The sequence below is a fragment of the Desulfomicrobium norvegicum genome, from assembly GCF_900114595.1.
GTDB classification, from domain to species: Bacteria; Desulfobacterota; Desulfovibrionia; order Desulfovibrionales; family Desulfomicrobiaceae; genus Desulfomicrobium; species Desulfomicrobium macestii.
On the sequence record NZ_FOTO01000006.1, the window covers coordinates 56,370 to 68,771 of the forward strand.

General features: G+C 61.8%; 15 protein-coding genes. 11 read left to right on the top strand and 4 right to left on the bottom strand.

Annotated features, from left to right (window positions below; genetic code table 11):
• Positions 1 to 139: 139 nt before the first annotated feature.
• The 11 genes from galE to BMZ24_RS10480 all read left to right on the top strand — a co-directional run bounded on the left by galE (position 140) and on the right by BMZ24_RS10480 (position 9,293).
• Positions 140 to 1,117, top strand: coding sequence for a UDP-glucose 4-epimerase GalE (gene galE, locus BMZ24_RS10430; protein ID WP_092192001.1), 978 nt, complete (start codon positions 140 to 142; stop codon positions 1,115 to 1,117).
• A 232-nt stretch (positions 1,118 to 1,349) separates the two neighbouring features.
• Positions 1,350 to 4,160, top strand: a complete 2,811-nt coding sequence (gene ileS / locus BMZ24_RS10435) for an isoleucine--tRNA ligase (protein WP_092192003.1) — start codon at positions 1,350 to 1,352, stop codon at positions 4,158 to 4,160.
• Positions 4,153 to 4,689: a signal peptidase II gene (lspA, locus tag BMZ24_RS10440; RefSeq protein WP_092192005.1), complete on the top strand. Its 537-nt coding sequence runs from the start codon at positions 4,153 to 4,155 to the stop codon at positions 4,687 to 4,689. The genes ileS and lspA overlap by 8 nt, the downstream gene beginning before the upstream one ends.
• Positions 4,670 to 5,452: a prolipoprotein diacylglyceryl transferase gene (gene lgt / locus BMZ24_RS10445; protein ID WP_092192007.1), complete on the top strand. Its 783-nt coding sequence runs from the start codon at positions 4,670 to 4,672 to the stop codon at positions 5,450 to 5,452. Before lspA ends, lgt begins: the two co-directional genes overlap by 20 nt.
• Positions 5,445 to 5,660 carry a PLDc N-terminal domain-containing protein gene (locus BMZ24_RS10450; protein ID WP_092192009.1) on the top strand — a complete coding sequence of 72 codons (216 nt, stop codon included), beginning with the start codon at positions 5,445 to 5,447 and terminating at the stop codon, positions 5,658 to 5,660. Before lgt ends, BMZ24_RS10450 begins: the two co-directional genes overlap by 8 nt.
• Before the next feature lie 67 nt (positions 5,661 to 5,727).
• Positions 5,728 to 6,708, top strand: a complete 981-nt coding sequence (gene ybgF / locus BMZ24_RS10455; protein WP_092192011.1) for a tol-pal system protein YbgF — start codon at positions 5,728 to 5,730, stop codon at positions 6,706 to 6,708.
• Positions 6,709 to 6,726: 18 nt separating this feature from the next.
• Positions 6,727 to 7,161 (top strand): NIL domain-containing protein, encoded by a 435-nt coding sequence (locus tag BMZ24_RS10460; protein WP_092192013.1) that lies wholly within the window; start codon positions 6,727 to 6,729, stop codon positions 7,159 to 7,161.
• Between the two features lie 10 nt (positions 7,162 to 7,171).
• Positions 7,172 to 7,705, top strand: coding sequence for a PilZ domain-containing protein (locus BMZ24_RS10465; RefSeq protein WP_092192015.1), 534 nt, complete (start codon positions 7,172 to 7,174; stop codon positions 7,703 to 7,705).
• A 15-nt stretch (positions 7,706 to 7,720) separates the two neighbouring features.
• A complete protein-coding gene (locus BMZ24_RS10470) occupies positions 7,721 to 8,458 on the top strand; it encodes a protein phosphatase CheZ (RefSeq protein WP_092192017.1) in 738 nt (245 codons plus the stop codon).
• Positions 8,459 to 8,530: 72 nt separating this feature from the next.
• Entirely contained in the window at positions 8,531 to 8,818 is a 288-nt protein-coding gene (locus tag BMZ24_RS10475; RefSeq protein WP_092192019.1) for a hypothetical protein, read from the top strand.
• Positions 8,819 to 8,831: 13 nt separating this feature from the next.
• On the top strand, positions 8,832 to 9,293 hold the full coding sequence (locus BMZ24_RS10480; protein WP_092192021.1) for a C-GCAxxG-C-C family protein: 462 nt from the start codon (positions 8,832 to 8,834) through the stop codon (positions 9,291 to 9,293).
• Between the two features lie 50 nt (positions 9,294 to 9,343).
• On the opposite strand, the gene BMZ24_RS10485 is transcribed toward BMZ24_RS10480, so the two are convergent.
• The 4 genes from BMZ24_RS10485 to BMZ24_RS10500 are packed head-to-tail and all read right to left on the bottom strand — an operon-like array spanning position 9,344 to position 12,384.
• Complete coding sequence (locus BMZ24_RS10485) at positions 9,344 to 10,282, bottom strand: tyrosine recombinase XerC (RefSeq protein WP_092192023.1); 939 nt, start codon at positions 10,280 to 10,282, stop codon at positions 9,344 to 9,346.
• A complete protein-coding gene (locus BMZ24_RS10490) occupies positions 10,254 to 11,192 on the bottom strand; it encodes a GGDEF domain-containing response regulator (protein ID WP_092192025.1) in 939 nt (312 codons plus the stop codon). Before BMZ24_RS10490 ends, BMZ24_RS10485 begins: the two co-directional genes overlap by 29 nt.
• A 12-nt stretch (positions 11,193 to 11,204) precedes the next feature.
• Complete coding sequence (locus tag BMZ24_RS10495) at positions 11,205 to 12,029, bottom strand: HDOD domain-containing protein (RefSeq protein WP_092192027.1); 825 nt, start codon at positions 12,027 to 12,029, stop codon at positions 11,205 to 11,207.
• Between the two features lies 1 nt (position 12,030).
• Positions 12,031 to 12,384, bottom strand: a complete 354-nt coding sequence (locus tag BMZ24_RS10500) for a hypothetical protein (RefSeq protein WP_092192029.1) — start codon at positions 12,382 to 12,384, stop codon at positions 12,031 to 12,033.
• Positions 12,385 to 12,402 lie beyond the last annotated feature (18 nt).

Consider the following 12,402-nt stretch of genomic DNA (forward strand, 5'->3'; position numbering starts at 1 on the left):
GGTAGTTCTCCTGGGAAGCGGTTTTTGTGCCGGTCTTGCGGAATAGGACTGGACACTTTGGCAAACCAGTCCCTTTGCAAGCCCGAAGGACTTCTGTAAAGAGCAGGACTGCAATGTCAATGCTCGAAAGGAGAATTCCATGTCCAAGATTCTGGTCACCGGCGGCGCCGGGTATATAGGTTCCCACACGACCCTGGCCCTGCTTGAGGCCGGTTACGAAGTCGTGGTTTACGACAATCTGTCCACGGGCAAAGCCGAGGCGGTGCTGCCCCCGGCCCGTCTGGTGGTCGGCGATCTGGCCCACACGGAAGCGCTGGACCGCCTCATGGCCGAGGAAAAATTTTCGGCGGTGCTCCATTTCGCGGGTTCCATCGTAGTGCCCGAGTCGGTGGGAAACCCGCTCAAATACTACATGAACAACACCAACAACACCACGGAACTGATCCGCCTGGCGGTGAAGAACGCCATCCCGCGCTTCATCTTCTCCTCCACGGCGGCTGTCTACGGCATGCCGGACACCGCCGCCGTGACCGAGGACAGCCCCACTAGGCCCATCAACCCTTACGGGCGCACCAAGCTCATGAGCGAATGGGTCATCGGGGACACGGCCGCCGCGCATCCGGGCTTTTCCTTTGTCATCCTGCGCTACTTCAACGTGGCCGGAGCCGACCCCAAGGGACGCATCGGCCAGTCCACGCCCGACGCCACGCACCTGATCAAGGTCGCCTCCCAGGCCGCACTGGGTCGCAGGGAAGCCCTGCACATCTTCGGCACGGACTACGACACCCCCGACGGGACCTGCATCCGCGACTACATCCACGTGGCCGATCTGGCCGGAGCCCATGTGCTGGCGCTTGGCCATCTGGAGGTCGGCAATCCTTCGGACACCTTCAACTGCGGCTACGGACACGGCTATTCCGTGCGGGAAATCGTGAGCGCGGTGAAGGAGGCCAGCGGCGTGGACTTTCCGGTGGTCCTGAGCCCGCGCCGGGCCGGTGATCCGCCCGCGCTCATCTCCGACCCGACCCGCATCCGCGCCACCATGAACTGGAAACCCGCTCACGACGACATAACGGCCATCGCCCTCTCGGCCTACAGGTGGGAAATGGGGCTCTGACCACCTGCTCGAAAGCGCGGATATCCTGGCTGTTCAAAAATGGTGAAATTTTCCGCCGTGACGCGGCGGATCGCCGTTTTGGAGCAGCCTTCAGACCGCGCCAAACTTGACTTCGGGTGCGGGATATTCCACTGTTCTGCCCTTCATTGCAATACAAATAACGAAAATTTGTGCTCGCCACGCTGGCCCGTGGTCCGTCGGCACAGCAGATAACCCGGAGGAACGTCGTCCCATGAGCGATTACAAGAAAACCCTGAACCTTCCCGCCACCACCTTTCCCATGAAGGGCAGCCTGACCCAGAACGAGCCCAAAATTCTGGACGGCTGGTACCAGACTGACGCCTACGGGGCCATGATCGGCGCCAATGAGGGCTGCACGCCCTACGTCCTCCACGACGGACCTCCGTACGCCAACGGCCATATCCATATCGGCCACGCCATGAACAAGATTTTAAAGGACGTCATCGTCAAGCACCGCAACCTGACCGGCCGCCAGGCCCAGTACGTGCCCGGCTGGGACTGTCACGGCCTGCCCATCGAGCTTAAAGTCGAGCAGGAGCTGGGCGGCAAGAACAAGTTCTCCATCCTCGAGATCCGCAAGAAATGCCGCGAGTACGCCCTCAAGTACTTGGACATCCAGCGCGAGGAATTCAAGCGGCTTGGCGTGCTCGGAACCTGGGACAAGCCCTATCTGACCATGACCCCGGATTACGAGACGGCCACGGCCCGCGAACTGGCTAATTTCTACAAGCTCGGCTCGGTGCAGCGCAACAAGAAGCCCATCTATTGGTGCGGCTCCTGCGAGACGGCCCTGGCCGAGGCCGAGGTCGAGTACGACGACCACTCCTCGCCTTCCATCTATGTACGCTTCCCCCTGCAGGCCGAGGAGCTGGCCCGGGTCTTCCCCCAGGCCCCGGCAGACGACAGTTTCATCGTCATCTGGACGACCACTCCCTGGACCATTCCGGACAACCTGGCCGTGGCCGTGCATCCGGATTTCGAATACGACCTCGTCCAGGTCGGCGGAACTTTCTACATCCTGGCCAAGGAACTGGTGGCCGGATGCGCCGAACGCTTCGGCTGGGGCGAGTGGTCCGTGCGGGCCACGGTTCCTGGCAGCGCGCTGGAAGGGCTCATCGCCCGCCATCCCTTCTATGACCGCCCCTCTCCCGTGGTCACCGCCGACTACGTGACCCTCGACGCGGGCACGGGCTGCGTTCACACCGCCCCCGGCCACGGCCGCGAAGACTACGAGACCGGCCTGCGTCATGGCCTTGAGATCCTCTCGCCCCTTGACGACGAGGCCAGATTTCTGCCCAGCGTGGAATTTTTCGGCGGCAAGAACGTGTTCGAGGCCAACCCCCTGGTCATCGCCAAGCTGACCGAGGTCGGGCACCTGCTGGGCAGCGAGAAGATCAGGCACTCCTACCCGCATTGCTGGCGCTGCAAGAAGCCTGTCATCTTCCGGGCCACGACCCAATGGTTCATCGACATGGAGCACGACAACCTGCGTGGCAAGACGCTTGGCGCCATCGACAACGACGTTCGCTGGATCCCGTCCTGGGGCAAGGAGCGCATCCACAGCATGATCAAATTCCGCCCCGACTGGTGCATCTCGCGCCAGCGCATGTGGGGAGTGCCGATCATCGCCCTCCTCTGCAAGGACTGCGGGGACGCCTATTTCGACGGCGACTGGGCCCACGGCATCGTGGACCGCTTCGCCACGCATCCCACCGGCGCGGACTACTGGTTCGAGGCCCCGCTGACCGAGGTCGTGCCCGAGGGGCTGACCTGCCCCAAATGCGGCGGCACGCACTGGGAAAAAGAGGACGACATCCTGGACGTCTGGTTCGACTCCGGCACCAGCTTCGCCGCCGTGGTCGAAGGGCGGCCCGAGTGTTCCTTTCCGGCGGACCTGTACCTTGAAGGCACCGACCAGCATCGCGGCTGGTTCCACTCCTCGCTCCTGGCCTCCATGGGCACGCGCGGCGTGCCCCCCTACAAGACCGTGCTGACCCACGGCTTCGTGCTCGACGGACAGGGCCGCAAGATGTCCAAGTCCATCGGCAACGTGGTCGCCCCGCAGGAGATCATCGAAAAGCACGGCGCCGAAGTGCTGCGCCTTTGGGTGGCCTCGGAGAACTACCAGGAAGACCTGCGCATCTCCGACGAGATCCTGCGCCGCCTGGTCGACGCCTATCGCAAGATCCGCAACACCTGCCGCTTCATCCTCGGCAACCTGAGCGACTTCAACCCGGCCACGGACCTGATCGGCACGGCCGACATGCTGGCCCTCGACCGCTACGCCCTGAACATGGTCCGCGCCAAGCACCAGACCATCCAGGCGGCCTACGAAAACTTCGAATTCCACAAGGTCTACCACACCCTGCACAACCTGTGCACCACGGACCTCAGCTCCTACTATCTCGACATCATAAAGGACCGCGTCTACGTCAACGGCGCCACCAGCCTTGAGCGCCGCTCGGCCCAGACCGCCCTCTACCACATGCTGCTCATGATCGTGGGCGACATGGCTCCGATCCTGAGCTTCACCTCCGAGGAGATCTTCCAGCACCTGCCCGAGGCCATGCGTCCGGCAGGCAGCACGGTCTTCGCCATGCGCGTGCCCGAGATCGAAGGAGCGCTCCTGACCGAAGAGGAAGCAGCCATCTGGAACCTGGTCTTTGCCGTGCGCGGCGACGTGACCCGGGCCATCGAGCCCCTGCGCCAGTCCAAGGAGCTCGGACATTCCCTTGATGCCAAGGTGATCATCCACGCCTCGGGTGAGGCTTTTGCCGCGCTGTCCGGCGTAGCCTCCGACCTGCGCGACGTGTTCATCGTCAGCCAGGCGCAGGTCACGGACCAGCCCGCACCGGCCGAAGCCATCCAGGGAGAGGTCGAGGGCGTGGCCGTGGTCATCGCCAGGGCCCTGGGTGAAAAATGCGCCCGCTGCTGGATCCACGACGAAAACCTGGGCACTGATCCCGAGCATCCCTCGGCCTGCCCGCGCTGCACGAAAGTGCTCAAGGAATACCATGCCTAAGGTCGGTCGCGTTCCCTGCAAGCCCGACATGGGGCGACGCTACCGGACCATCGGTCTGATGGCGGTCGTCATCCTTGTCCTGGACCAGCTGAGCAAGCTCTGGATTCAGCAGACCATTCCGGTCTGGGAAAAAGGCTTCACGGTCATCCCCGGTTTTTTCGACATCGTGCACATCCTGAACCGGGGAGCGGCCTTTGGTTTCCTGAACCGTCACGACATCGACTGGCAGCGGCCCTTCTTCATCGTGGTCTCGATCCTGGCCTTGGGACTCATCTGGGTCCTGGCCAGGAGCCAGGAGGACGACGGCCCTTTCTATGTCTATGGACTGGGCCTGATCCTGGGCGGGGCCCTGGGCAACCTGCTGGACCGCGCACGGCTCGGAGTGGTGGTGGATTTTCTGGATTTCTACGTGGGCGACATGCACTGGCCGGCCTTCAACGTGGCCGACATGGGCATCTGCGTCGGCGCGGCCGCGCTGCTCGTTTCCTTTTACCAGCAGAGGCGACGCTGTGTTCCCGACAATAATTGAGATTGCGCCCTTCATGCTCTTCGGGTTCAAGCTTGGCCCTTTCGCGCTGCACACCTACGGCCTCTTTGTCGCGGCGGGATTCTTGCTCGGCATCGCCTGGTCCATGCGCGAAGCACGGGCGCGAGGCCTGAACCCCGACACCGTCTCCGACCTTGGCTTCTACATCATCCTTGGCGCCATCCTCGGTGCGCGCCTCCTGTACGTGCTCATCAACCCGGTCTATTTCTGGAACAATCCACTTGAAATACTGATGTTCTGGAAGGGAGGCCTGGTCTTTTCCGGCGGGGCCATCCTGGCCACCGTTTTTGCCCTGGCCTTCATGCGGGCCAGAAAAGAGGACCCCTGGCTGTGGATGGATGTCCTGGCTCCGGGCATAGGCCTTGGCGAGGCCGTGGGCCGCATCGGCTGTCTGGCCGCCGGATGCTGCTACGGGGCGGTCTGCGATCTGCCCTGGGCCATCACCTTCTTCGACCCCGAATCCCTGGCTCCCCTGCACGTGCCGCTGCATCCAACCCAGCTCTACCACAGCCTGGCGGGGCTGATCTGTTTTGCCGTGACCCTGGCGCTCAAATCCAGGACACGGAACACGGGCCAGCTCATGGGCATCTTTCTGGCTCTTTTCGGATCGTTCCGGTTCGTCATCGAGCTTTTCCGCGCAGACTATCGCGGAGATTTTGGACCCGTCAGCGTGACCCAGGTCATCGCCCTTGGGGCGGTGTGCCTTGGGCTTTTCATCATCCAGTACAGGAGACGCAATGTTTAACATTCCCCCTGACAAACTTGTTTACGCGATACCGCTCCTCATCTTGCCCATACTGCCCAACTTCTGGTCCATCTGGCATCTGTACACGAACGAGTTTCCGACGCATCAGGAACGGGCGGCCTGGATTGTGGCCCAAGTCGTATTGCCGGTCGTCGGCGGAGTGGGTTATATCCTCTTCGGCAGAAAGCGGGCCATAAAAAAACAATGACAACCCGGCCTCATCCGCTCGCGGTCGAGGCCAATCAGACGAAAACAGCACCCACAGAGAGGTTCGCATGTCTTCTTTTCCCCTTGGCAGGAAAATCCTGGTCACCGGAGCCCTGGCCGCTCTGCTGGGCACAATTCCGGCCTGTGTCACCACCTCGGATTTCGACCGCCTGCGCAGTCAGGTCTATTCGCAGGAACAGGAGCGCATCAAGCAGCAGGACCGCATCGCCCAGCTTGAAGCGGAACTGGCGCGCAGCCAGCCCGCCCAGGCCAACAACTGGGCGGAAGTGAACGCCCTGCGCAGCCAGCTCGCGGCCCTGACCGGCCAGGTCGACGACTTGCACCGGACCCAGCAAATGCAGCAGGAGGCAGCCGGTGGACTGGTGACCGTTGATTCGCTCAACTCCAGGGTCGTCGATCTTGAACGCAAGACGCTCTTCATGGCCACCCAGCTTGGCATCGTCTTCGACGAGATGCCCCCCCTGCCCCCGGCCCAGTCCACGCCCGCAGGCAGTTTTCCTGGCACCATGACGCCCGTCGATCCCGGTACGCCCGAAGTTCCCGGCAACGCTTCCCAACCCGTGACGCAGCCTGCGACACAACCTGCGGCCCCGGTCATCGGAACCCCGGAGACCAGGCCCGAAACGCAACCCGAAACCCAGCCGCAGGCCGAGGTCCCGGGACAGGAGCTTTACCAGCAGGCCCTGGAGAGCTTTTATGCAATGAAGTACAAGCAGGCCCAGACCACATGGGCCGAGTTCGTCAAGGGATTCCCCAAGGACCCCCTCGTACCCAACGCCATCTTCTGGCAGGGAGAATGTTTCTTCCAGATGCAGGACTACGCCAACGCGGTCCTAACTTACCAGAAGGTCATCGAGGATCACAGCAAGTCCAACAAGTACACGGCCGCCCTCCTCAAGCAGGGCATCTCCTTCTTCAAGCTCAAAAAGGACCAGGCCGGCAAACTGGTGCTTGAAGACCTGATCAAGAAACATCCCCAGTCCGCCGAGGCCAAGCGCGCCCAGGCATATCTGAAGGGCAGCAACTAGGTCCGCGCAAGGAAACCCATGTCCACTCAAGAATACAGCCGCATCGTCAGCCTGCGTTTCCCCCCGGAGTCCTCGGGCCAGCCCATGATGTACAATCTGGCCAAACACTTCGACCTGACCTTCAACATTCTGCAGGCGAACATCAACCCACGCCGCGAAGGGCACATGATCCTGGAGCTTTCCGGTACCCGGGAACACTACCGCCAGGGCGTGACCTATCTGCAGGAACAGGGCATCAAGGTCACGCCGGTGGCCCATGAAATCTCGCGCAACGAGGAGTCGTGCATGCACTGCGGTCTGTGCACGGCCCTGTGCCCTTCAAAGGCGCTGCACCTCAATCTTGAAACCCGACTGGTTGATTTCGACCAGGACAAGTGCACCGCCTGCAACATGTGCGTCACCGTGTGTCCCGTTCGGGCCATGATCATGGAGGTCGACCCGGATACGTGGTAAAGGAGGAGTCATGAACGTTCCAGAGCGCACTTACGCCCGAGTCGACACGGCCCTGAAAGGATATCTGCGCATCCTGCCCACGGGCCGACTCACCTCCCTTTTCGCCTGCACCCAGTCGGAAGCCATGCCGCGACTCTCCGAGACCGCGCAGTCCGCCCTGCCCGACGGCCTGGCGCACTACCTGCGTGCCATGAACGAAAAACTGAGCGCCATCCTCTCCATCCTGACCCAGCAGACGCTGCAGGAAGACTTCCCCGTGCCCGTGCTCATCCATGACATCAGCGGCGCGGGCATCAGATTCTCCGCCGATCAGGAGTTTGAACTGGGACAAGGCGTGGAAGTGGTCATCGCGCTCAACAACCAGCCCCAGAACCTGGCCGGTACCATAGGCACAATCCTCAGGGCCGAAGAGAACAAGGGAGAGCGGGTCTGGGCCATGGAATTCAAGAACATGCGCGACTGTGAGCGCGAAAAGATCATTCAATACGTAGTGGCCAAGCAACGCGAACAACTGCTGGAGCGTCACCTCGCCCCCTCATCCTAACCCGGGAAAAAAGGCATGCACAAAGAACAGCTGAGTCAGGAACTGCTGGACAGGATCACGACCAAGGCCGAAAGCACCATCCGGGAGGTCATCTCGGCGGCTCTGACTGAAGAGATCAACCGCGCCCTGACCATGGCCCTGACCGAAGGCGAATTCTACCGTTCCATAAGCACGGACCTGCAGGAAGGACTCAAATCCATCTATCTGGAGATCAATTCCGCGGCGACCGGCACGGCCGAATTGCCGATGGCCGCCCAGGCGGCCGCCTCCCCGGTGGCCGACGAAATGTTTTCCGAAGCATCGACCCAGCTTGGCGCCATCCTGCAGACCACGGAAAAAGCCACCGACAGCATCATGGAGCTGGTGGAAAAACATCTGGACATGAACGACCGCGCCATGCAGCTCCTCGCTTCCCTTGAGAACGGAACCGCCAGGCCGGAAATCGCGGAACTGCGCGCCGGCAACGAGGCCCTGGGCGCGGACCTGATGGAAATCATGACCACGCTCAGCTTTCAGGATCTGACCGGCCAGCGCATCAAGCGCATCGTCGCCGCCCTGCAGCAGATCGAGAAGGTGGTCTTTGAACTCTACATGGCCACGGGTCTGTCCATGAAAGCCATGGAACAAAACCCGGAGCAATCCGTCGAGGAGATCCGCCAGATGTCCAAGGCCCGGGCCACGGAGCTCAAGGGCCCCCAGGACGCCAGTACCCAGACGGATGTGGACGATCTTTTGAGTCAGCTCGGTTTGTAATTCATTTTCACCACAACATTACAAGCCGGTTACGGAATTCTCCGCGACCGGCTCTTTTCATGGAGACACAACATGCCTCAGCTTGCCGACATCACCCTTTTCTCCCTGACCCGCACCATGAGCGTGCTCGACCAGCTCTTTCAGGAAGAACCCGACCTCTACGAGGATTTCGTGCGCGAGATCTGCGCCGAATTCACCCTCGCCAAGGAATACATGCTTGCCATCCAGGAGATGGCAAGCCGCGAAGCGGACCGGGAAGCCATCGCCCAGGCCGACCTGACCCTGCGCCATATGCTGGCGCTGTGGGTTCTGAGCAACGATTTGACCGTGCCCGTGACCGGGCTTGAGCAGATGCAATAAATCGGAGCAGGAAATGGAACCCTCAGTTTTTCATGAAGTGCGCACATCCGCCGAGGAGGCCTTCGCCTCGGGCTATTACTGCGCGGAAAGCGTTGTCCTGGCCGTTGCAAGGTTTCAGGGCGTCGAATCCGACCTTCCGGCCAAGATGGCTACCGCCTTGTGCAGCGGTCTGTCACGGACATGCGGGCCGTGCGGCGCGCTGACCGGGGCCATTCTGGCCGTAAGCCTTGTACTCGGACGGACCTCGAAGACCGACTCGGTCGAGCCTGCCTACGCGGCAACCCGTCGTCTTGTGGACGAATTCGAGAAGGAGTTCGGCGGCCGGGACTGCAGAACCCTTCTGGATGGCTGCGACCTGGGCACGCCTGAGGGACAGGCCATGTTCACGAAGCAGGGCTTCGTCCTGCGCTGCACCCGATTCACCGGAAAAGCGGCGGAGATGGCGGCGAGAATCATCGCGCAGTCCCGAGGCTGAAGTTCTTCCGGGACACGATGGCCGCCGTCCGCTCCATCCGCGAGAAGCCGTCACGAATCGGGGATTTCGTCCTTCTTCGCGGCCAGGGGGTGGGAAGCGTCGTAGACGCGCATGACCTGGGCAAGATCGAGGTGAGTGTAGCGCTGGGTGGTGGAGATGCGGGAATGGCCGAGGAGTTCCTGCACGCTGCGCAGATCGGCTCCGGCCTGGAGCATGTGCGAAGCGAAGCTGTGGCGCAGGGTGTGGGGGCTTATCGAGCAGGGGGCCCCGCTGCGCACGGCCATCGCCTTGACGATGCGATCCGCCTGCTTGCGCGTCAGCCGCCCGCCCCGCTTGCCCAGAAAGATGGCCTGCTCCCGGGGCGCCGGGCCAAAGGCCCCGCGCTGCTCGATGTATCGCCCCAGCCGCTCCGCCGCCGGGCCGGTCAGAGGCACGATGCGCTCCTTCCTGCCCTTGCCCAGCACCCGCACCAGCTTCTGATCCAGATCCACATGGGCGAAATCAAGTCCGAGAGCCTCGCTGACGCGCAGCCCCGAACCGTAGAGCACCTCAAGCAGGGCGAGATCGCGCAGGCTTTCGGGATCAAGGGTGGTTTCGGTCTCGACCAGATGAATGGCCTGATCGACATTGAGGACCTTGGGGTGGACCTTGGGCAGCTTGGGATTGGCCAGGGCGGCGCAGGGATCTTCCACGACCATCTTGCGCTGGCGCAAAAAACGGTAAAAGGCCCGCAGGGCCGAGAGCTTGCGACAGACGCTCGACTTGGCGAGACCACGCCGGTGCAGATCGGCCAGATATGCGGTGATGTCCGCCTTGGTCACCGCTGCCGGGGCATCGAAGCCCTTGCTCCGGCGCGCCAGGAAGAGGTGCGCGCCCTCAAGATCGGTCCCGTAGGCGGCCACGGTGGCCTGGGAGTATCCGCGCTGGGCGTCCAGATGCAGCAGAAAAAGGGCGACAGGATCAGGCGCTGGCCCGTTTGTCCATGACATAGCAACTCTTGGGGTTCTTTTTGGCTTCCTTCTTCAGGTTCATGGCGATCTGGGAAGCCTCGCCAAAGTGCTTGAGCTTGCCGCCGCGATTCAGGACCACGGCGATGGAGATGGCCATAAGCGGGAAAACCTGTTCCTTGCCCTTGCGGTCGAGAGAATGGATGGCCCCGCGCGCGCGGTCCTCCTGGTCGTAGAAATGGGGCACGATGGAATCGAAATTGTCGATAACCTGCTGGCAGGCACTCTCGGCCTTTTCCCGCGGCACGATGAAGACGAAGTCATCCCCGCCCACATGACCCACGAACGTGTTCGCCCCCATGAAGCCCCGGATGGAATTGACGATGACCCGCGCGGTCATGAGCAGGACCTCGTCGCCCCGTGAAAAGCCGTACTTGTCGTTGAAGGACTTGAAGTGATCCAGGTCGATGTAGGCCAGGGCGAAGTCCTCCTGCCGGTCGATGAGATCCTGGATTCTGTGGATTATGGACGTGTTTCCGGGCAGCTTGGTCAGCGGGCTGGCGTCGAGTTCCCGGGTGGAGCGGTGGTAGGCCAGGATGAGACGGCCCTTGGCGATGGGCGGCGAAAACGGCTTGACCAGAAAATCGTCGATCTCCAGCGTACTGAAATCCTGAAGTTCGGCCAGATCCTCGCTGGCCAGGCAAAGCACCACCGGCAGCTGACGATAGACGTTCTCGCCCTTGATCAGCCGGACCAGATCCACTCCGGCAAGGTCCGGCAACTGCTCGTCCACGACCAAAAGATCCGGCGGCTCGCTGAAAAGAAATTCCAGCGCCGACGAGCCCCGGGCAAAACAGGTCCACTTGACCTCCTCCTCGGGCCAAAGGGCTCGCAGGCTGCCTTCGAGCTTGGCGTCGGAGGTGACCAGAAAAAAATGCTTGCCGTCCTTCATGATGCGGGACTCCTACGCCAAATCCACGAATTCGCGTTCCAGGCCGTCCATGATCTTGAAAAGCACCTCCGGAGTGATCTCAAGAGCCTCAAGCACCCCCTCGTCGAGGGCGCTGACCTGATTGTCGCCCCCGTTGCCAACACCAAAGAGCCGCGCCAGAAAATTCCCCACATGCACCACCTGCGCAATCTTCGGGTAGAGCGTGGCCGACATGGGCCGGTGATGATAGGAGAGCCCCTCCTTCAGGTTCGCGGGCAGATTCCAGTAGTTGCACAGCCACAGATTGATGCGGTCGTGGGCGAACCCCAGCACCTCGCTCTCGGCCTGGCGATAGGAGATGTCCTTCTCAAGGACAAGCGCGTCGATGGCCGCCCGGCTTTCCGGGAGCTGCACCGCGGCCACGACCTTGCCGATGTCGTGCAGCAGGCCGGCCACCGCGTATTCCTCCGGGTCCTTGCAGCCGATGGCGCGGGCGATGGCCGAACTTGCCAGGGCGCAGCCGAGGCTGTGCTCCCAGAGGCCCTTCATGTTCTCGTTCATGACGTCGAAGACCGAGGTCGAGATGATGATGCCCTTGATGACATTGAAACCGAGCAGGACCAGGGCGTGCTGGATGGAACCGATGCGTCCGGGGAAGCCGTAGATGGGCGAATTGACCATTTTCAGAACCTTGGCCGAGAGGACCTGGTCCTTGGAAATGGCCTTGCTTATCTGGTCCGTGGACGAATTGGGGTTCTCGACCAGGACCGCCACCTCCTGCAGCACTCCGGGCAGGGTCGGCAGATCCTTGACGGCCAGAATGGCGCCCTTTTGTTTGGTACGCAGATCTTCTTCCATATTATTGTCCCTCTTCCCTTGCCGCCTGGGCCGCCGCGGCCAGGGCGCACTGACGTGCATAATAGTCGGAAATGACCTGCTTGACCTGCTGCATGTACTTGTCGTCCGTAAACTTCCGAAAAAGATGGTCAAGCCTTTCGCGCTTTTTGGCGAGCACTTCCTCGCTGCACCCGCCGCCCATTTCCAGGGTCTCGCCCTCGACCACGAGCAGTTCCACGCCCATGTTGTCCAGCTTGGTGATCAGCCCCGCCGTCAAAACCGTACCTGCGGCGATGAGCACCATCCCGTTTTCCCGGGTCACGGGCTTGGCCAGAACCATTTCCGGTTTGGCCAGCTGCAGGGGTATTTTTTGCATATTCTTCTCCAGATGATC